General features: G+C 72.0%; 16 protein-coding genes and 1 tRNA gene. 12 read left to right on the top strand and 5 right to left on the bottom strand.

The genetic code is table 11. The annotated features are described in order from the left end of the window. The first annotated feature begins 148 nt into the window (after positions 1–148). The 3 genes from AB0M26_RS15910 (at position 149) to AB0M26_RS15900 (ending at position 4,091) form a co-directional block, all read left to right on the top strand. Positions 149–2,482: a molybdopterin cofactor-binding domain-containing protein gene (locus AB0M26_RS15910; RefSeq protein ID WP_365260670.1), complete on the top strand. Its 2,334-nt coding sequence runs from the start codon at positions 149–151 to the stop codon at positions 2,480–2,482. A gap of 105 nt (positions 2,483–2,587) precedes the next feature. Then, positions 2,588–2,713, top strand: coding sequence for a hypothetical protein (locus AB0M26_RS15905; protein WP_365260667.1), 126 nt, complete (start codon positions 2,588–2,590; stop codon positions 2,711–2,713). Positions 2,714–3,200: 487 nt separating this feature from the next. Beyond that, positions 3,201–4,091 carry a hypothetical protein gene (locus AB0M26_RS15900; RefSeq protein WP_365260664.1) on the top strand — a complete coding sequence of 297 codons (891 nt, stop codon included), beginning with the start codon at positions 3,201–3,203 and terminating at the stop codon, positions 4,089–4,091. Between the two features lie 166 nt (positions 4,092–4,257). On the opposite strand, the gene AB0M26_RS15895 is transcribed toward AB0M26_RS15900, so the two are convergent. Together AB0M26_RS15895 and AB0M26_RS15890 are read right to left on the bottom strand one after the other, a co-directional pair. Then, positions 4,258–4,866, bottom strand: a complete 609-nt coding sequence (locus AB0M26_RS15895; protein ID WP_365260661.1) for a hypothetical protein — start codon at positions 4,864–4,866, stop codon at positions 4,258–4,260. 273 nt (positions 4,867–5,139) lie between these two features. Beyond that, positions 5,140–5,214, bottom strand: a tRNA-Cys gene (locus AB0M26_RS15890). Positions 5,215–5,451: 237 nt separating this feature from the next. Between AB0M26_RS15890 and AB0M26_RS15885 the strand changes: the two genes are divergently transcribed. From AB0M26_RS15885 to AB0M26_RS15865, 5 genes are all read left to right on the top strand, one after another. After that, positions 5,452–6,357: a LysR family transcriptional regulator gene (locus tag AB0M26_RS15885; RefSeq protein WP_365260658.1), complete on the top strand. Its 906-nt coding sequence runs from the start codon at positions 5,452–5,454 to the stop codon at positions 6,355–6,357. Positions 6,358–6,456: 99 nt separating this feature from the next. Beyond that, on the top strand, positions 6,457–7,050 hold the full coding sequence (locus tag AB0M26_RS15880; protein ID WP_365260655.1) for a cysteine dioxygenase family protein: 594 nt from the start codon (positions 6,457–6,459) through the stop codon (positions 7,048–7,050). A gap of 62 nt (positions 7,051–7,112) precedes the next feature. Beyond that, positions 7,113–8,129, top strand: coding sequence for a putative sulfate exporter family transporter (locus AB0M26_RS15875; RefSeq protein ID WP_365260652.1), 1,017 nt, complete (start codon positions 7,113–7,115; stop codon positions 8,127–8,129). 151 nt (positions 8,130–8,280) lie between these two features. After that, the gene (locus tag AB0M26_RS15870; RefSeq protein WP_365260649.1) at positions 8,281–9,831 is read left to right on the top strand and encodes an MFS transporter; all 1,551 of its coding nucleotides are present in this window, start codon (positions 8,281–8,283) and stop codon (positions 9,829–9,831) included. A 148-nt stretch (positions 9,832–9,979) separates the two neighbouring features. Next, positions 9,980–11,764, top strand: a complete 1,785-nt coding sequence (locus AB0M26_RS15865) for a DEAD/DEAH box helicase (protein ID WP_365260646.1) — start codon at positions 9,980–9,982, stop codon at positions 11,762–11,764. A 40-nt stretch (positions 11,765–11,804) separates the two neighbouring features. Here AB0M26_RS15865 and AB0M26_RS15860 read toward each other — a convergent pair whose 3' ends face one another. Together AB0M26_RS15860 and AB0M26_RS15855 are read right to left on the bottom strand one after the other, a co-directional pair. Further along, the gene (locus tag AB0M26_RS15860; protein WP_365260643.1) at positions 11,805–13,046 is read right to left on the bottom strand and encodes a SpoIIE family protein phosphatase; all 1,242 of its coding nucleotides are present in this window, start codon (positions 13,044–13,046) and stop codon (positions 11,805–11,807) included. After that, positions 13,043–13,849 carry an alpha/beta hydrolase gene (locus tag AB0M26_RS15855; RefSeq protein WP_365260641.1) on the bottom strand — a complete coding sequence of 269 codons (807 nt, stop codon included), beginning with the start codon at positions 13,847–13,849 and terminating at the stop codon, positions 13,043–13,045. Before AB0M26_RS15855 ends, AB0M26_RS15860 begins: the two co-directional genes overlap by 4 nt. A 332-nt stretch (positions 13,850–14,181) precedes the next feature. Between AB0M26_RS15855 and AB0M26_RS15850 the strand changes: the two genes are divergently transcribed. Both AB0M26_RS15850 and AB0M26_RS15845 read left to right on the top strand, forming a co-directional pair. Next, the gene (locus AB0M26_RS15850; RefSeq protein ID WP_365260638.1) at positions 14,182–14,823 is read left to right on the top strand and encodes a helix-turn-helix domain-containing protein; all 642 of its coding nucleotides are present in this window, start codon (positions 14,182–14,184) and stop codon (positions 14,821–14,823) included. A 23-nt stretch (positions 14,824–14,846) separates the two neighbouring features. Then, the gene (locus AB0M26_RS15845; RefSeq protein WP_365260635.1) at positions 14,847–15,689 is read left to right on the top strand and encodes a S16 family serine protease; all 843 of its coding nucleotides are present in this window, start codon (positions 14,847–14,849) and stop codon (positions 15,687–15,689) included. Positions 15,690–15,856: 167 nt separating this feature from the next. Here the strand turns inward: AB0M26_RS15845 and AB0M26_RS15840 are convergent, their stop codons facing one another. Continuing rightward, positions 15,857–16,345 carry an Lrp/AsnC family transcriptional regulator gene (locus AB0M26_RS15840; protein WP_365260632.1) on the bottom strand — a complete coding sequence of 163 codons (489 nt, stop codon included), beginning with the start codon at positions 16,343–16,345 and terminating at the stop codon, positions 15,857–15,859. Between the two features lie 123 nt (positions 16,346–16,468). On the opposite strand from AB0M26_RS15840, the gene hppD reads away from it, so the two are divergent. Then, positions 16,469–17,614: a 4-hydroxyphenylpyruvate dioxygenase gene (gene hppD, locus AB0M26_RS15835; RefSeq protein WP_365260629.1), complete on the top strand. Its 1,146-nt coding sequence runs from the start codon at positions 16,469–16,471 to the stop codon at positions 17,612–17,614. 98 nt (positions 17,615–17,712) lie between these two features. Then, on the top strand, positions 17,713–18,957 hold the full coding sequence (locus AB0M26_RS15830) for a glycosyltransferase (RefSeq protein WP_365260627.1): 1,245 nt from the start codon (positions 17,713–17,715) through the stop codon (positions 18,955–18,957). The last annotated feature ends 261 nt before the right edge of the window (positions 18,958–19,218 follow it).

The following is a 19,218-nucleotide window of genomic DNA, read 5'->3' as shown; positions in this document are numbered from 1 at the left end:
ATCCCCCCGCGGCGGAGCGGATGAGAACGACCGTCCCGTACGCGGGCCCGGCGCGCCGCCACCGGCGGCCCCGTCCCGTACGCGGCCACCGTCCGGTGGCGCCCATCGGATTCCCAGCACATCCCAGCGGTAGCGGAAAGGCAGCGTGATGACCGGTCCTGACGCGGCCACCGCGACCCCGGCCGTCGGCGAGGGCCCGGCACCCGCCGAGGAGGGCCCGGCCCACGGCCTCGGGGCGTCCCTCACCCCGGCCGACTCGCTCGCGAAGACCACGGGCACCTTCCCGTACGCGGCCGACCTGTGGGCCGAGGGCCTGCTGTGGGCGGCCATACTGCGCTCGCCGCACCCGCACGCCCGCATCGTGTCGATCGACACCGGCCAGGCGGCCGAGATGCCGGGCGTACGGGCCGTGGTGACCCATGAGGACGTGCCGGGCGACCCCAGCCACGGCCGCGGCAGCGGCGGGCGGCAGGTCTGCGACCGTCCGGTCTTCGCCAAGGACGTGGTCCGTCACCACGGCGAGCCCATCGCCGCTGTCGCCGCCGACCACCCCGACACCGCACGGCTGGCCGCGGCCGCCATCGCCGTCGAGTACGAGGTGCTGGAGCCGGTCACCGACCCCGAGAAGGCGTTCGGCGCCGAGCCGTTGCACCCCGACGGCAACCTCATCCGCCACATCCCGCTCAGCTACGGCGACCCGGAGGCCAGCGGCGAGGTCGTGGTCGAGGGTCTGTACCGCGTCGGGCGCCAGGACCCGGCACCGATCGGCGCCGAGGCGGGCCTCGCCGTACCGCGCCCGGACGGCGGTGTCGAGATCTACACCGCCTCCACCGACCCGCACGCCGACCGCGATCTCGCCGCCGCCTGCTTCGGTCTCGACCCCGACCGCGTCAAGGTCGTCGTCACCGGTGTGCCGGGCGCGATGGGCGACCGCGAGGACGCGGGCATGCAACTGCCGCTGGGGCTGCTGGCCCTGCGCACGGGCTGCCCGGTGAAGCTCGCCGCGACGCGCGAGGAGTCCTTCCTCGGCCACGCCCACCGTCACCCGACCCTGCTCCGCTACCGCCACCACGCCGACGCCGAGGGGCGCCTGGTCAAGGTGGAGGCGCAGATCCTGCTCGACGCGGGGGCGTACGCGGATTCCTCCGCCGACTCGCTCGCCGCCGCGGTCGCCTTCGCCGCCGGTCCGTACGTCGTGCCGCACGCCTTCGTCGAAGGCTGGGCCGTGCGCACCAACAACCCGCCTTCCGGCCATGTCCGCGGCGAGGGCGCAATGCAGGTGTGCGCCGCCTATGAGGGCCAGATGGACAAGCTGGCGGCCAAACTGGGCCTGGATCCCGTGGAGTTGCGGCGCCGCAACGTCCTGGCCACCGGCGATCTGCTGCCCACCGGTCAGACCGTGACCTGCCCGGCCCCCGTGGCCGAACTCCTGGACGCCGTACGGGACGCTCCCCTGCCCCCGTTGCCCAAGGACGCCCCGGAGGAGGAGTGGCTGCTGCCCGGCGGCCCCGAGGGCGCGGGTGATCCGAGCGCGGTCCGCCGCGGCGTCGGCTATGCGCTCGGCATGGTGCACATGCTCGGCGCGGAGGGCGCGGACGAGGTCTCGACGGCGACGGTCAAGGTCAACGGCGGTGAGGCGACTGTGATCTGCGCCGCGGTCGAGACCGGCCAGGGCTTCTCCACCCTCGCCCGGCAGATCGTCCAGGAGGTGCTGGGCGTCGAGGAGGTGCACGTCGCCTCGGTCGACACCGACCAGCCGCCGGCGGGCCCGGCCTGCCACGGGCGCCACACCTGGGTGTCGGGCGGTGCGGTGGAGCGCGCGGCCAAGATGGTCCGCACCCAGCTTCTCCAGCCGCTGGCGCACAAGTTCGGGATGTCCACGGAGCTGCTGTCGATCGCCGACGGCAAGATCACCTCGTACGACGGGGTGCTGTCGACGACGGTCGCCGAGACACTCGACGGCAAGGAGCTGTGGGCAACCGCACAGTGCCGCCCGCACCCGACGGAGCGGCTGGACGAGACGGGCCAGGGCGACGCGTTCGTCGGCCTTGCCTTCTGTGCCGTGCGGGCCGTGGTCGACGTCGACATCGAACTGGGCTCGGTGCGCGTGGTGGAGATGGCCGTGGCGCAGGACGTCGGCCGGGTGCTCAACCCGCGCCAGCTCACGGCCCGTATCGAGGCCGGAGTGACGCAGGGCCTCGGTGCCGCCCTCACCGAGAACCTGCGGACTTCGCGCGGCATCGTCCGCCGCCCGGACCTGACCGGCTACCCCCTCCCCACCGCGCTGGACGCACCCGACATCCGCATCGTGAAGCTGGTGGAGGAGCGGGATGTCGTGGCGCCGTTCGGCGCGAAGGCGGCGAGCGCGGTGCCGGTGGTGACCTCCCCGGCCGCGGTCGCGGCGGCCGTACGCGCGGCGACCGGGCGCCCGGTGAACCGTCTCCCGATCCGTCCCCAGGCCGCGGTGGCGACGCCTCGCTGACACGGCCCGCACGGGTCAGGAAACGGCCCCTTGTGGGTCACAGCCCTTTGCTGGTCATGGCTTCGGACTCGGCATGGCTTCGGCTGGGCGTGGCTTCGGCTGGGCATGGCTTCGGCGTTCACCCCCATCTCGATCGCGGTGATGCGCGCGGTGGCGCCTGCCGAGGCGGGCATGGCCTCCGCGGCGGTCAACATGCTGCGCGAGGTGGGCGGTGTGGCCGGATCACGGTGATGGGCGCGGCGCTGACGGCGCGCTTCGCCACCGCCCTCGGGACCGCCTGCCGCCCGGCAGCCCCGTCGACGCGGACGCCGTGGCGCATGCGGTCACGCGGGCGGCAGCACGGGCCTCGGCCGAACCACGGGCCTGGCGTCCGGTGCCGAACGAGCCGTCGACAGCGCCTTCGTCAGCGGTCTGCACCTGGCGATGTGGGTGGGGGCGAGCGTGCTCCTGGCCACGGCGGCTCTGGTCCTGGCCCGGATGCGTCCGCTCGCCCGGTACGGCCATGACCCTTCGGATGGACGGGGACCGGAGGCCGTGGCGGGAAGCGAAATCGCCTAGACCCTGCACAGACCCCGCCCGTCCTGCGCGGAGCGGAACCGGGCGGGGGCTGCCCCGGGGATGAGTAAGGGCTGCCCATGCAGTGAAGGGTCCGGCCCGCCTAGGGTTCCGGGGCAGCCGCGGGTCGAGGCAACAGCCGCGGCGAAGGAGCACCGGAACCGTGAATCCCATTCCGCTCTCGCGCGCGTGCACGGCCCTCCTCACGGGAGCCGTCGCCGTCGGCATGCTGGCCGGAGCGGCGGCCTGCAGCGGCGAAGAGGAAAGCCGCGGTGCGACGCCGACGAGCGGCTCGCAGAGGGAGAAGCTGAGCGCTGTCGAGAAGCGGCAGGTCGAACTGATCGACGCCGTCCTCAGAAATCCGGATCCCGAGGGCACGTTCGCCGACGAGGAGCGCGTCGGCCTGGCGGTGGGCCCGCGCCGCCAGGGCACCGTGCAGGGCGCCTACGACGCCGGGGTGAAGCCCGGGCAGTCCGTGAAGGTGGATGTGGCCTGCACCGGCGGCGGAAGCGTGACGTTGGCCGTCGACACCGGCCGCGGTACGGAGACGGCACGCGCCCGCTGCCCGGACGACGCGTCATGGCCGCAGCCCTTCGTCTTCGCCGTCCACGAGAGCCGCGTGAGGATCACCGCCACTGCACACGGCACGAAGGGCGCCATGGGGTACACAGTGCAGGGAGTCCGCGACGCCCCCGCGACCGTACGTGACTTCCTTCTGGCGGACCGCGCCCACAACGTCCTGCCGGACGAGGACGACGATGCGTCCCACCTCGGTACCGCGCGCGGCAGCCTGCGGTCGGGAATCCCCGGCACGGACGTCGACGTGAAGCCGGGGCAGCGCATCACGGTCTACGCCGCCTGCCTGGGCCACGGCACCATGACGCTCTCCGGCGTCTCCGGCAGGGCGAGGGCGGTCGAACACATCCGCTGTGCGGGCGAGATCGGTACGGGCAGCATCCGGCTGAAGGCCGCCGCCTCCACGCTTCGTGTGCTGCTCGACCGTGACGGGAGCGCCACCGGCGGCGCGACCTATACCGTCCGCAGCCCCAAGTGATCCCAGGAAGGCCTTGAGGGCCCGAAGGTGAGGCCCCCCCGTGCGCGTGACGTTCCCGGAGACCTGTGTGCTCAGGGTCCGGCAGCAAGCAGAGCGAAGGGGCGGCACCCGTCTGGGGTGCCGCCCCTTGCAGACCGACGCAGACACGCACCATTGACGTCGCGGATCAGTCACTTGTGCCGCCGGCAGTGTCAGCGTTCAGATAGTGACGCACCTCTTTGACGAACTCCTGGTGTGCGGAGTTGAAGAGCTCAATGACTGTGTCGGTAGGGACTTCTTCGTCGCCGTGTTCCCCCGCGACCCACCAGAGTGCTTCGTCGTCATGATCGCTGTCATCCGTCTGACACGCGCAGGTGAGGCTGCCAGCGTGGTCCCTCAGCCGTTGCACAGTCGGAAGGAGCACCTCAGGGGCATCGAGGTTCACGAGCGCAACAGCTTTGGTGAGCTCGTCGAAAGCCTCGAACATGGCCACAGTGGACTCTTCGAGGTCTGTATTCGATATGTCGGAGGCGATCGGCAAGATGTAGCGGTGTGTAGCAGTTCTCCCGAACACGTCGACGGCTGTGAGCAGGGATATGAACGCCTCCCGTTGGGCGGTCCGGCGGGCATCCGCGTGGAGTGCACGAGCGCCGATCTGCGCTGCCTCCACTGCCTTTTCTGCGGCGGCGTGTGCAGAGCGGGCCTGAAGGTATGTGGCCGGGACCCCGAACGACGTCAGGAGAGCCGCACCAGCAGCAACGAGAGTGGCCAGATCATCAAGTTTCACAGCGCCCATTCTCGCGAAACTTACGATGCGAAGATCCCTGCCGGCGGCTTTGACATGGTCACGAGCTCAAGCACCGTCGGACGTCCCATGTTTTGAGCCGCTGCCCTCTGTTGATCAGCGGCGGGCGGGACCATGGCAACCGCCTGCTGGAACCCCTCGTCTTCACAGTGATCGAACGGCCGGCGCTCTCGTACCAGCCAACTGAGACGGGAACTGGGACGGACGACCGGGGGCGGCACCCCCGGAGGGGTGCCGCCCTTTCCTTTTGCCTGGTCAAGGCACTGGAGGCCGTGGCGGGATTCGAACCCACGTAACTCGCTTTGCAGGCGAGCCCCTCAACCACTCGGGCACACGGCCGGGGTGCTGTGGCGTTCCCCGACCGTAAGCGGGCCGTTCGCCGCGCATCAACGGGCCTGGCCGGGCTGTCATACGACTGCCATACGCCGTTCACGAACGGCCGTCGCGCGTGTCCGGGTCCGGTCACCGAACGGGCACGGGACCGTCGTATACGGGCAAAGGGCGGCCCCAGAGATGACCTAAAAGAATCGGTACAGGAATTCTTGGAGCACACAAAAATCTGCTTATGATGCAAGGGTGTTCGACTCCCGGCACCTCAAGACGTTCCACGAAGTGGTCCGGGCCGGGTCGTATTCGGCGGCCGCGCGGTCGCTCGGGTACACACAGCCCGCCATCACCCAGCAGATGAAGGCGCTCGAACGATCCGTCGGCACGCCGCTGTTCACCCGGGTCGGCCGGCGGATGCAGCTCACCGAGGCGGGGGAAGCGCTCTCCCGGCACACCGAGGTGATCCTCGACAACCTCGCCACCGCGCAGGCCCAGCTCGGCGCGATCGCGCGGCTGCGCTCCGGGCGCGTGCGGGTCTGCGCGTTCCCCAGCGCCAGTGCCACCCTCATCCCGGAGGCCATGGCGCGGCTCGCGGGCGAGCACCCCGGGGTGCATGTGGAACTCCAGGAGGGCGAACCGCCCGCCTCGCTGCGGCGGGTGGTGCGCGGGGAGTGCGACATCGCGCTCGCCTTCACCTATCCCGGGCTGCGCGCGGAGGTGCCCGAGGAACTGGCCGAGATCCCGCTGATGGAGGACATGCTGACGGTGCTGCTGCCGACCGGCCACCCCCTGGCCCGGCGCCGGTCGGTCCATCTGCGGGACCTGAGGGACGAGCGCTGGATCGCGGGCTGCCCGCGCTGCAGCGCCAACTTCCTGCACGCCTGCGCGGAGGAGGGCTTCGTTCCGGATGTCGCGTTCACCACCGACGACAACCTCGTCGTGCAGAGCCTGGTCGCGGCGGGGGTCGGCATCGCCGTGATGCCGGCCCTGGTGCTGTCGTTCCTCTGCCACGAGAAGGTCACCGGACGCGCCGTGGAGCCGCACACCCGGCGGCAGGTGTCGGGGTACGTGCTCCGCGAGCATCTGAGGATCCCCGCCACCGCGCTGGTGCTCGACGAGCTGAAGGCGGTGGCCGCGGCCCGCACGGGCTGCTGACGACAGGCCTTCTCATCCTCCTTTCCATTAGCGGACGTTGGGGGTGGGCGAACGAACTGTCGTTGGACCTGATGAATCCGGCGGTCGCACGCTGCCCGTATGAACTTCTCCGCCACCCCCATCAGTTCCGCCCCGACCACGGGGCCCGGAGCCTCCGGCGGCCGTACCACCCCGCGGCTCGGCGTACTTGTCGAGGGCATACGGGAGGCCGTCGGGCGCGGCCTGCCGCCGGATCTGACGGCCTATCTGGTCGCCGAGCGGCTCGCCCCTTTCCTCGGCACACCGGGGCTGCTCACCGCCGAACAGTGCGAGGGCCACCCCGACCGCTACCGTCAGCACGTCCTGCACGCCCAGAGCGACGGCAGCTTCTCCGTCGTGGCTCTGGTGTGGCTGCCCGGCCAGTGCACGCCGGTGCACGATCACGTGTCGTGGTGCGTGACGGGCGTCCACGAGGGCGAGGAGAGCGAGCGGCGGTACCGGCTCGTCCCGGACGGCAGCACCGCGCACCTGGTCGCCACCGAGGACGTCCTCAACCCCCAGGGCGCGGTCTGCGGATTCGCGCCACCGGGAGACATCCACCGGGTCCGTAACGCCGGTACGACGACGGCGATTTCGATCCATGTCTACGGGGCGGACGTCGCACGCCTCGGTTCGAGCGTCCGCCGGGTGTACGCCGCGCCGGACGGCGAGTGATGGCGGCCGGCCACCCGCCCGCGCCCCACGTCCTCCCGCCGGCGACTTCCGCCCCGCGACCGGTGGGCGGTGTCCCCGGCCGCGCCGCCGGGCTCGCTCTCGCCGCGCTGGGGGCCGCCGCGGCCTGGGGCGTACACCGGCTGGTGCCCGCCGTACCGATGCTGACGGCCGCCGTCGTGCTGGGTGTGGGGGCGGCGCATCTGCCCGGGGTGCGCGCCGTCGTGCGCGGAGCCGCGGGGCCCGGGCTCTCCCTCGCCGCCAAGCGTTTGATGCGCGTCGGCATCGTCCTGCTGGGCCTGAAACTCAGCCTCGACGACGTCCTGGGCCTGGGCTGGGGCACGGTCGCCATGGTGCTCGCCGTGGTCGCGGTCACGCTTCCCGCCACCTGGTGGCTCGGCCGTCGCCTGGGGCTGAGGGGTGACCAGCCGCTGCTGATCGCCACCGGGTACGCCATCTGCGGTGCCTCCGCCATCGGCGCGGTGGGCGAGGTGCGGGGAAGCGACAAGGAGGACGCGGCGACCTCGGTCGCGCTGGTGACCCTGTGCGGCACGCTCGCCATCGCCGTACTGCCGCTGCTGCAGCACCCGTTGGGGCTCACCGACGCACAGTTCGGACGATGGGTCGGGGCCGGGGTGCACGACGTCGGGCAGGTGGTGGCGACCGCGCAGACCGCCGGTTCGGGCGCCCTGGGCGAGGCGGTGCTCGTGAAGCTGATGCGGGTGATGCTGCTCGCGCCGGTCGTCGCCGGGACGGTGCTGGCCGTCCGGCACCGCCGCCGTACCGCGGGCGGTGCGGAGGCGGGGGAGCGGCGGCGTCCGCCGGTCGTGCCGCTGTTCGTCCTCGGCTTCCTGGCGGCGGCCGCCCTGCGCAGTACGGGACTGCTGCCGATGGCGGCGCTCGACGCCGCGGCCGTCTCCCAGGAACTCCTGCTGGCCTGCGCCCTGTTCGCCCTCGGCAGCGCCGTCCACCTGCCGACCCTGGCGCGTACGGGCGCGCGTGTCGCGGCGCTCGGACTCGGCGCGTGGGTGGTGATCGCCGGACTGTCGTACGCGGGGGTCCTGCTGACCACGGGCCAGTGAGGGGCTCGAAGGCCGGGCCGCCGGTTGCCGCCACCCGGTGGAGGAGCGTCCGTCGAGCGATGCCTCCGCCTCCGGGACCAGGACCAGGGGACGAGCTCCGGGCTGTCCCGCGACAGGCGCCAGATCACGCCAAGCCCCTTACCCTGGCGCAATGACCGCTTCCGAGCCGCGCGACGCCAGCCCTGGATCCTCTCCGGCCTCCCCTCTCCCCGACGGGTCCGGATCCCCCGGAACCGCCGCCTCGCGTCCCGCTGCCCGCGAAGCCGCCGCCCACGACGTCTCGTACGACGACGGTGGCGGCGGTGTTCTGAGCCGGCGGTTCCGCGCTCTGACCCTCGGCATCATCTCCGTCGTCTCCCTCATCGCCTTCGAGGCGAGCGCGATCGGCACCGCCATGCCCGTCGCGGCACAGGCCCTCCACGGCGTCGAGTCCTACGGGTTCGCCTTCTCCGCGTTCTTCACCGCCAGCCTTTTCGCCATGACGCTCTCCGGCGAATGGAGCGACCGCAGCGGCCCCTTGGCACCGCTGTTCACCGGCATCGGCGCCTTCACGGCGGGTCTGGTCATAGCGGGCACCGCGCCGACCATGCCGGCGTTCATCGCGGGCCGTGCCGTCCAGGGTGCCGGCGGCGGCCTGGTCATCGTCGCGCTGTACGTGGTCGTGGGACGCGGCTATCCCGAACGGCTGCGGCCCTCGGTCATGGCGGCGTTCAGCGCGGCCTGGGTGCTGCCGCTGATCGTCGGCCCGCTCGTCGCCGGGACGGTCACCGAACAACTCGGCTGGCGCTGGGTGTTCCTCGCCATCCCCGTGTTCGTGCTCCCGCCGCTCGCCGTGATGCTGCCCGCCCTGCGCAAGTTGCCCGCCGACGCCCGCACCCCCGCGATGGACCGCCGCCGCATCCTGCTCGCCCTCGGAGTCGCCGCGGGCGCAGGCCTGTTGCAGTATGCGGGCCGGGAGGTGGAGCCCCTCGCGCTCCTCCCGGCCGCCGCCGGAATCGCCCTGCTCGTGCCGTGTGCCGTACGCCTGCTCCCGGCGGGCACGTTCCGGGCGGGGCGCGGACTGCCCGCCGTGGTGCTGCTGCGCGGGATCACCGCGGGGTCGTTCTTCGGGGCGCAGGCCTTCGTCCCACTGATGCTGGTCACCGAGCGCGGGCTCTCGGCGACCCTGGCCGGACTCTCGCTCACCAGCGCAGGACTGGCGTGGTCCGGCGGCTCGTACGTGCAGAGCAGGCCGCGCCTCGAGCCGTACCGGGAGCGGCTGATGACGCTCGGGACCAGCCTGATGGCGCTCGCCGTCGGCGGGGTGTCGCTCGCGCTCTTCGACGGGGTCCCGGCGTGGATCGTCGCTCCCTGGTGGGTGGTCGGCGGCTTCGGCATGGGGCTGACGATCGCCAGCGCCACGGTGCTGCTGCTGAAGCTGTCCCGCCCCGAGGAGGCAGGCACCAACTCGGCCGCTCTCCAGGTCTCCGACTCCCTCGGCAACATCGTCCTGGTCGGGGGGAGCGGGGTGCTCTTCGCGGCTCTCGGCGGCGGCTCCGTCGCCGAGGGCGGGCAGGCGGTGGCGTCGTCGGGCGAGGGCAGGCCGGTCGCGTTCGCGGCGGTGTTCGCCGCGATGACGTTGACGGCGCTCGCCGGTGTCTTGGTCACCACGAGGCTGCGGCCGGGGGCGCGGGCGGCGGCCGCGAAGGGGCCGGCCGCATGACGCTCGTGCCGCCCGCTCGTGCGCGGCGGGCGGGGCCGTGTGAGGTCGGTCGCACCCGCGGGTGGTCCCGGGGCGTACCCCTCAGGCGTGAAGGCCACCCCCGGTAGGCTGACGCGGCCCGGATACCCGACCGTCCTGACCGGAGACCGTGAGTACCACCACCTCGCACCACCTCTCTCCCGCCTTCCCCGGCCGTGCCCCCTGGGGTACGGCGGGCAAACTGCGCGCCTGGCAGCAGGGCGCGATGGAGCTCTACCTCCACAAGCAGCCGCGGGACTTCCTCGCGGTGGCGACGCCCGGCGCGGGCAAGACCACCTTCGCGCTGACCCTCGCCTCATGGCTGCTGCACCACCACGTCGTGCAGCAGGTGACCGTCGTCGCGCCGACCGAGCACCTGAAGAAGCAGTGGGCCGAGGCGGCGGCGCGGATAGGGATCAAGCTGGACCCGGAGTACAGCGCGGGGCCGCTGGGCCGCGAGTACCACGGTGTCGCGCTCACCTACGCAGGTGTGGGCGTACGGCCGATGCTGCACCGCAATCGCGTCGAGCAGCGCAAGACCCTCGTCATCCTCGACGAGATCCACCACGCCGGTGACTCCAAGTCCTGGGGCGAGGCGTGCCTGGAGGCGTTCGAGCCGGCGACCCGCCGCCTCGCCCTCACTGGAACGCCCTTCCGCTCGGACACCAACCCGATCCCGTTCGTCACCTACGAGGAGGGCAACGACGGAATCCGCCGCTCCGCCGCCGACTACACGTACGGCTACGGGAACGCGCTCGGCGACGGCGTCGTCAGGCCGGTCATCTTCCTCTCCTACAGCGGCAGCATGCGCTGGCGGACCAAGGCGGGCGACGAGTTGGAGGCCCGGCTCGGCGAGCCGATGACGAAGGACGCCGTCTCGCAGGCGTGGCGCACCGCCCTCGATCCCCGCGGCGACTGGATGCCCAACGTGCTGCGCGCTGCCGACCAGCGCCTCACCGAGGTGCGCAAGTCGATCCCGGACGCGGGCGCCCTGGTCATCGCCTCCGACCAGGACGCGGCCCGGGCGTACGCCAAGCTGCTCCGCGGGATCACCGGCACCGGCCCGACTGTGGTGCTCTCCGACGACAGCGGCGCCTCGCAGCGCATCGACGACTTCAGCCACTCCGACGAACGCTGGATGGTCGCCGTACGGATGGTGTCGGAGGGCGTGGACGTGCCGCGCCTCGCGGTCGGTGTCTACGCGACGACCATCTCCACCCCGCTGTTCTTCGCGCAGGCCGTCGGCCGCTTCGTACGGTCCCGGCGCCGCGGCGAGACCGCGTCCGTCTTCCTGCCCACCATCCCGGCGCTGCTCGGCTTCGCGGGCGAGATGGAGGCCGAGCGCGACCACGTCCTCGACAAACCGAAGAAGGACGGTGAGGAGGATCCGTACGCGGAGTCGGAGAAGGAACTCGCCGAGGCCGAGAGGCAGCAGGACGAGGACACCGGCGAGCAGGACGTGCTGCCCTTCGAGGCGCTGGAGTCGGACGCGGTCTTCGACCGGGTGCTGTACGACGGCGCGGAGTTCGGGATGCAGGCCCATCCCGGCAGCGAGGAGGAGCAGGACTACCTGGGCATCCCGGGGCTTCTCGAACCGGACCAGGTGCAACTGCTGCTGCAGAAGCGCCAGGCCCGGCAGATCGCGCACAGCCGCAAGAAGCCGGACGCCGAGGCGGACCTCCTCGAACTGCCCGCGGACCGGCGGCCGGTGGTCACGCACAAGGAGCTGCTGGAGCTCCGCAAACAGCTCAACTCTCTGGTGGGCGCGTACGTCCATCAGAGCGGCAAGCCGCACGGCGTCATCCACACAGAGCTGCGCCGTGTCTGCGGCGGCCCGCCGAGCGCGGAGGCGACCGCGGGCCAGCTCCGGCAGCGGATCGCCAAGGTCCAGGAGTGGGCCACGCGCATGAAGTGACGTGGGGCGGAGGGAGTTCGGGGCGCAGGGCCCGGGGCGCCTACAGCGGGACGCTGAGCGCCATCACCGCCGTGTCGTCCTGCAGTCCGCTCCCGAAGCCCGTGAGCAGGTCCGACACCGCGGCGACGGCGTCGGAGGCGCGGGCGGGCGCCAGGCCCGCGGCGAACGCGAGCAGCGCATCGTCGCCGTAGCGCGTACCCCCGTGGCCCGTGTGGGCCTCGGTCAGCCCGTCCGTGTACAGCAGCAGGCAGTCGCCGGGGACGAGGCGCAGGTGGGCGGTTGCGAACTCGACGGCCGGCAGGGCGCCCACCAGCATCCCGCCGGGGGTGTGCTGGTAGGCGGCGGTGCCGTCGGCGCGCAGGAGCAGTGCGGGCGGGTGCCCGCCGCTGGCGAGATCGACGCGGAACCCCTGGCCGGCCCGGGTGAGTTCACCGTAGATCACGGTGCAGTGCCGGGCGTTCTCGTCGTCCCCGTGCTCGTGGTGCAGGACGGTGTTGAGGTTGTCGAGCACACTGACCCCACCGGGTGCGTACACGGCGGCTGTACGCAGGGTGTAGCGGATCTGGGAGGTCAGCGTCGCCGCTGAGGTGCCCTTTCCGGACACGTCTCCGAGGAAGAACCCCCATCTGCCGCCGCTGAGCGGGAAGAGGTCGTAGAAGTCGCCTCCGACCTGCTCCATGGACGCATTGCGGTAGTGGACGTCGGACGCCAGACCCTCGACGCGGGGGAGGGCCGGGGGCAGCAGACTGCTCTGCAGGGTGGCGACCAGACGGACCAGCCGCTCGCGTTCCCGTTCGGCCTCGTGGCGGGCGCGGAGCAACTCCTGTTCGTAGCCCCGGCGGTCGAGGGCTTCGAACAGGGTCGTGCGCACCAGCAGGGGGCCGCCCTGCTCGTCGGTCTTGAGGACGGAGGTCGCCAGCACCGGCAGCCGGGTGCCGTCCACCCGCTGCAACTCGAGGGCCACCCCGCTGATCCGGCCCTGCAGGCGCAGCAGGGGCGCGTAGTGGGTCTCGTGGTAGAGCTTGCCTCCGACGGTCAGCAGGTCGGGAAAGCGGCGGCGGCGCTCCAGTTGGGCCCGGTCGTAGCCGAGCCAGTCCAGCAGGGTCGTGTTGACCTTGACGATCCGCCAGTCGCGGTCGGTGGAGAGGAAGCCGCACGGCGCGTACTCGTACAGCTCCTCGGCGGGGTCCTCCTGCAGGTCGGGGCGGCGTCCGATCTCCGGTCCGGCCTCCGCGCCCGTCGCGGCGCTCTCCGATGCGCGGGGTTGCTCTGCGTGCCTCATCCGCCTGGCTCGGTGACGAAGGAAGTGATCGCCTCGGCGGTCTGCTCGGGATCGCTGAGTTGGGGGCAGTGCCCCATGGAGTCCAGCGTCACCAGACGGCTGCCCGGGATGGAGGCGTGGACGAACGCTCCGACTTCACGCGGGGCGATGACGTCGATGGCGCTCTCGACGATGAGGGTCGGGACGGTGACCTTCGCCAGATCGGCGCGGTTGTCGGAGAGAAAGGTGGCGCGCGCGAAGACGCCCGCTTTCCTCGGGTCCGCACGGGCCAGGCTGTCGGTCAGCTCGGCGCCCAGCTCGGGCCGGTCGGGATTGTTCATGATGACCGGGACCATGGTCGCCGACCAGCCCAGATAGTTGCTGTCCAGGGACTCCAGCAGCTCGTCGATGTCCGCGCGCGTGAAGCCGCCGTGGTAGTCGTCGTCCTCGATGTAGCAGGGGGAGGGCACCAGGAGGAGCAGCTTGGAGAACCGTTCCGGTTCGCGGATCACGGCCAGGACGCCGATGATGGCGCTCACCGAGTGGCCGACGAAGATCACGTCGCGCAGGCCCAGTTCGCGGCAGATCTCGAGGATGTCGTCGGCGTAGCCGTCGAGGGTCGAGTAGCGCTCCTCGCTCCACGCGGTCGGGTCCGACCTGCCCGACCCCACGTAGTCGAACAGCACGACGCGGCTCACGGCCGCGACCTCCGGTGTCACCAGATGCCAGAGGTTTTGGTCGCACCCGAACCCGTGGGCCAGCATCACCGTGGGTCCGTCACGGCGCCCGGTGACCGTGACGTTGTTCCTGGTGCGGACGTCCATGCGAACATCCTTGCACCGGCCGGCGAGCCGTGCGACCCCTGACGGAAGCTGCCCGGGCGTGCCGTATCCATGATCGGACCTGTCGCTCGATCGCGTGCCCGCAGTCCGTGCAATGCGGATAAACCGGCCCTGGACTGCCCGGATTCTGGACGAAGTCTTCCGCTGAGCGGACCGGCTCGCTAGCCTCCCGATACCCCACACACGCCCCGTGGCAGAGCCGCCGCGGAGCGCAGCCGGTGCCATGCGACCGGCGGCTTCTCCGTGCGCTGCCGCCGGGACCGGCAGCGCACCCCGGCGGAGGGCCGCCCGTCAAACAGACGAGGAGGGGCGTCGTGACCGCCGAGACGTCTCAAACGCTCGACCGAGGGCTGAAGGTCCTCAAGCTGCTCGCCGACACGGACCACGGACTGACCGTGACCGAGCTCGCCAACAAGCTCGGGGTCAACCGCACCGTGGTCTACCGATTGCTCGCCACGCTCGAGCAGCACTCTCTGGTACGCCGGGACCTCGGCGGCCGCGCACGCGTCGGGCTCGGGGTGCTGCAACTGGGCCGCCAGGTGCATCCGCTCGTACGCGAGGCGGCGCTGCCCGCGCTGCGCTCGCTCGCCGAGGATCTGGGCGCCACGGCCCACCTCACGCTCGTCGACGGCTCCGAGGCACTGGCCGTGGCCGTGGTCGAGCCGACCTGGACCGACTACCACGTCGCCTACCGGACGGGTTTCCGCCACGCCCTGGACCGAGGCGCCGCGGGCCGCGCGATCCTGGCAGCCCGCCGCAACCCGGAGAACGCCCCCGGCTTCGCCCTCACCCACGGCGAACTGGAGGCAGGCGCCTGCGGTGCCGCGGCCGCGCTCCGCGGCGTGACGGGGGTCGAGGGCAGCGTCGGGGTGGTCATGCTCGCCGAGTCCGTACCGGCACGGGTCGGCCCGCGCGTCGTGGAGGCGGCCATGGAGGTCTCCGACGCACTGCGCTAGGCCGGTCCACTAGATTCACTTCCATGCCATCCGTCTCGTCCCCCGCCGCCGGCGGAGGGGATGCCCCACGCCCGGCGCGAGGCTGGTCCTCCCGCCGCACGCGCGTCCTCGCCCTGTGTGCCGTCCCCGTCGTCGCGCTGCTCGCGGTGGCGCTGCTCGCCCCGTTGCCGTTCTCGGTCGCGCAGCCCGGCATGACCGCCAATGTGCTGGGCTCCAGCGACGGCAAGCCCGTCATCAGCATCTCCGGCGCGGAGACCCGCCGCACGACCGGGCAGCTCCGGATGACGACGATCGCCGCGACGGGACCGGACGCGGACGTGCGCTTCGCCGATGTCGTGGACGGCTGGTTCTCCACCGACAGGGCCGTGCTCCCCCGCGAGGCCGTCTACCCGGTCGGCGACACCACCAAGGAGATCGAGCGCTACAACGCGCGGGAGTTCCGCAAGTCGCAGTCCACCGCCACCTCCGCCGCCCTGCGCCATCTGCACCGCTCACCCGACGACGTGAAGGTCACGCTGCGCCTGGCCGACGTCGGCGGGCCGAGCGCCGGGCTGCTGTTCTCCCTCGGCATCGTCGACAGGCTCGACGGCGACGGCGCGGGCGGGGATCTGACCGGCGGCCGGTCGATCGCGGGCACCGGCACGATCACCCCGGACGGGGAGGTCGGCGCGGTGGGTGGCGTACCGCTGAAGACCCAGGCCGCCAAGCGGGACGGCGCGAGCGTCTTCCTGGTCCCGGAGGCCGAGTGCGACGACGCCAAGGCGGAGCTGCCCGCCGGTCTCCGGCTGGTCCCCGTGACCACGCTCGACGGCGCGGTGGACGCCCTCAAGGCGCTCAACAACGGTGGCCGGGTGCCCCATTGCTGACGGCGCGTCTGCGCTGACGTCTCTCCGCTGACGTCTCTCCGCTCACGTATCTCTGCACGTCTCTCTCCTCATGTCACTCCGCTCACATCTCTCCGCGGCGCAGATCCATCCCCGAGCGGCCCATCGCCGGAAGGCCCCCGTCCCGGCCGACCGGACGACCTACGGTTCTACGGACCGTCGTCGTTCCCGTCCTGCTGCGATGCCTGCCGTACCAGCGGGATGATCCGCAGCGGCACCGGGTTCTCCATCACGATCGCCGTCGAGGCTCGCACGATGCCTTCGAACCCCACGACGCGGTCGATCACCCGCTGCAGGTCGGCGTTGGAGCGCGCCACCAGACGGCACAGCATGTCGCCGTGGCCTGTCGTGGTGTGCAGTTCCAGCACCTCCGGCACGCCGGCCAGATGGGAGCGGACGTCCGCGCCCTGGCCCTGCTTGATCTCCAGCGTCGCGAACGCCGTCACCGGGTAGCCGATCGCGGCCGGGTCCACATCCGGCCCGAAGCCGCGGATCACTCCGCCCGCCTGGAGCCGATCCAGCCGCGCCTGCACCGTGCCGCGCGCGACGCCCAGGCGCCGTGAGGCCTCCAGTACGCCGATTCGCGGCTCGCGCGCCAGCAGCTCGATCAGCCGCCCGTCGAGCCCGTCGATGCCCATGCTTCCGCCTCCTGGTAGTCATCCTGTACAGAACGACCCGCCCGTGCTGGTAATTGCTATGCAGAGTGCGCAGCGTTTTCCACAACTATTGCGCACCTTGTGGACCAAGGGGAGCCTTGATTCATGACTGAGACCATCCACCACACCCCGGACACCGCACGGCAGGCCGACCCCTTCCCGGTCAAGGGGATGGACGCGGTCGTCTTCGCGGTCGGCAATGCCAAGCAGGCCGCCCACTTCTACTCCACCGCGTTCGGCATGCAGGTCGTCGCGTACTCCGGACCCGAGAACGGCAGCCGTGAGACCGCGAGTTATGTGCTGGAGTCCGGCTCCGCGCGCTTCGTGCTGACCTCCGTCATCAAGCCGGTGAGCGAGCGCGGCCGGTTTCTCGCGGGCCATGTGGCCGAGCACGGCGACGGTGTCGTCGACCTGGCGATCGAGGTCCCGGACGCCCGGGCCGCCTACGCGTACGCCACCGCCCACGGCGCCACCGGTCTGGAGGAGCCGCACGAGATCAGCGATGAGCACGGCACGGTCGTGCTGGCCGCCATCGCCACGTACGGGCAGACCCGGCACACCCTCGTCGAGCGCTCCCGCTACGACGGCCCGTACCTGCCCGGCTTCCAGTCCGCGGCCCCCGTCGTGCCGCCGCGTGAGAAGCGCACCTTCCAGGCGGTCGACCACTGCGTGGGCAATGTCGAGCTCGGCAGGATGAACGAGTGGGTCGCGTTCTACAACAAGGTCATGGGCTTCACCAATATGAAGGAGTTCGTCGGCGACGACATCGCGACCGAGTACTCGGCACTGATGTCGAAGGTCGTCGCCGACGGCACCAAGAAGGTGAAGTTCCCCATCAACGAGCCCGCGATCGCTAAGAAGAAGTCGCAGATCGACGAGTACCTGGAGTTCTACGGCGGGCCGGGTGTGCAGCACATCGCGCTCGCCACCAACGACATCGTCTCGACCGTCCGCGCGATGCGTGCCGCCGGAGTCCAGTTCCTCGACGTCCCGGACTCGTACTACGACACCCTCGGCGAGTGGGTCGGCGACACCCGGGTGCCGATCGACGAGCTCCGCGAACTGAAGATCCTGGCCGACCGCGACGAGGACGGCTATCTGCTGCAGATCTTCACCAAGCCGGTCCAGGACCGGCCCACGGTCTTCTTCGAGATGATCGAGCGCCATGGCTCGATGGGCTTCGGCAAGGGCAACTTCAAGGCGCTCTTCGAGGCCATCGAGCGCGAGCAGGCCAAGCGCGGCAACCTCTGAGGTTCCGGGCTCCTGCCCGTACGCGGGCCCCACGGGACCTGACACCCGTGGGGCCGTACCGATCGTGTCCGGGCTCGGTACGGGGTCGTTGGCCCGGTATGCGGATCCAGATCATCACCGTGGGCACCTACGGCTCCGTGGCCCCCTACACCGGTCTCGGCCACCGCCTCCTCGCCGAGGGCCACCGCGTCGAGCTCGTCACCCACGCCCGGTACACCGAGTCGGCTGGCTGCTGCGGCCTCGCCACCCGTGCCCTGGCAGGCGACCCCTTTGAGCAACTCCTGGCCGCTCACGCCCGGTCGGGGCGGTCGCCCGCCTCACCCCGGCGCCTGTACGACATGGGCCACGCCTCGCGGAACGCCGCGGCCGGTCTCGTCGACGGGATCATCGACGCGGTGGACGACAAGGCGGATGTGCTCCTGCTCTCCACTCTCGCGGCGCCCATCGGCGCGGTGGTCGCCGCGTACCACCGGATCCCCAGCGCGGGGGTCTTCCTGCAGCCGGAGGAGCCCACGGCCGCCTTCCCGCCCTGCGTCATGGGCCACCGCCCGGAGTCGCGCGTCAACCGGGCCCTCGGCAGGGCCGTCACCCGGGGCTTCGACACCCTGTACGGCGCGGCGAACCGGCGTCTGCACGCCCGGCTCGGGCTGCCCCGCTGCTCCACCGCACAGCTCCGCCGGCGCCGCAACGGGAGCCTGTGGCCCGTCTGGCACGGCTTCAGCCCCGCCGTCGTACCGCGTCCGCCCGACTGGCGGCCCGGACTCTACGTCACCGGCTACTGGTGGCCGCACGCGTGCCCGGAGTGGACCCCGCCGCCCGAGGTCACCGACTTCCTCGAGGCGGGCCCCGCCCCGGTGTTCATCGGCTTCGGCAGCATGATGCCGCGGGCCGCGGAGGAACTGGGCGACATCGTCCTGCGGGCGCTGCGGCGGGCGGGGCTGCGCGGTGTGGTCCAGTCGGGGCGGGCCGGTCTCTCGGTGGCCGCCGACGACGTCATCACGGTCGGCGGGATGCCGCACGCCTGGCTGTTCCCGCGGATGGCGGCCGTCGTGCACCACGCGGGGGCGGGCACGACGGGCGCGGGCCTGCGGGCGGGCGTCCCGGCGGTGCCCGTACCGGTCCTGACCGACCAGCCCTGGTGGGCTTCGCGCCTCGTCCGGCTGGGCGTGAGTCCGGGGGTCCTGCCGCATGCGCGGCTCTCCGCGGAACGGCTGGCGGCAGCGCTGCGACGGGTGACTGGCGATCCGGGATACCGGCTGCGGGCCACCGATCTCGCGGCGCGGATCGGGTGCGAGGACGGCAGCGGCCAGGTGGCGCGTGCGATCGCGGCCCGGCTCGGCTGAGCGGCCGGCGCCGGTCCGTCCGGCGCCGCCCGGCGCGGGGCGGACCGCGGCCCAGTACCGGGATGCGAACCAGGCCTCGGACGCGGATGCGGCCCGGGCGTCGGACGCGGATGCGGCCCGGGCGTCGGACGCGGATGCGGCCCGGGCGTCGGACGGGGGTACGGCTCCGGCGTGGGACCGGGGTACGGCCCAGGCGTCGGACGGGGGTACGGGTCCGGCGTGGGACCGGGATACGGCCCAGGCGTCGGACCGGGGTACGGG

Source organism: Streptomyces sp. NPDC051776 (assembly GCF_040681345.1).
Lineage (GTDB): Bacteria > Actinomycetota > Actinomycetes > Streptomycetales > Streptomycetaceae > Streptomyces.
Note: the sequence above shows the minus strand (reverse complement) of the source record. Positions and strands in the feature narration are given on the sequence as shown.

What these genes read in the sequence shown, in the direction of transcription:
- AB0M26_RS15855 (WP_365260641.1), bottom strand. Translation starts at nt 13,849, where the DNA reads ATGGACGTCCGCACCAGGAACAACGTCACGGTCACCGGGCGCCGTGAC.
- AB0M26_RS15830 (WP_365260627.1), top strand. Translation starts at nt 17,713, where the DNA reads ATGCGGATCCAGATCATCACCGTGGGCACCTACGGCTCCGTGGCCCCC.
- AB0M26_RS15905 (WP_365260667.1), top strand. Translation starts at nt 2,588, where the DNA reads ATGGCTTCGGCGTTCACCCCCATCTCGATCGCGGTGATGCGCGCGGTG.
- AB0M26_RS15895 (WP_365260661.1), bottom strand. Translation starts at nt 4,866, where the DNA reads ATGGGCGCTGTGAAACTTGATGATCTGGCCACTCTCGTTGCTGCTGGT.
- AB0M26_RS15880 (WP_365260655.1), top strand. Translation starts at nt 6,457, where the DNA reads ATGAACTTCTCCGCCACCCCCATCAGTTCCGCCCCGACCACGGGGCCC.
- AB0M26_RS15870 (WP_365260649.1), top strand. Translation starts at nt 8,281, where the DNA reads ATGACCGCTTCCGAGCCGCGCGACGCCAGCCCTGGATCCTCTCCGGCC.
- hppD (WP_365260629.1), top strand. Translation starts at nt 16,469, where the DNA reads ATGACTGAGACCATCCACCACACCCCGGACACCGCACGGCAGGCCGAC.
- AB0M26_RS15860 (WP_365260643.1), bottom strand. Translation starts at nt 13,046, where the DNA reads ATGAGGCACGCAGAGCAACCCCGCGCATCGGAGAGCGCCGCGACGGGC.
- AB0M26_RS15910 (WP_365260670.1), top strand. Translation starts at nt 149, where the DNA reads ATGACCGGTCCTGACGCGGCCACCGCGACCCCGGCCGTCGGCGAGGGC.
- AB0M26_RS15845 (WP_365260635.1), top strand. Translation starts at nt 14,847, where the DNA reads ATGCCATCCGTCTCGTCCCCCGCCGCCGGCGGAGGGGATGCCCCACGC.
- AB0M26_RS15840 (WP_365260632.1), bottom strand. Translation starts at nt 16,345, where the DNA reads ATGGGCATCGACGGGCTCGACGGGCGGCTGATCGAGCTGCTGGCGCGC.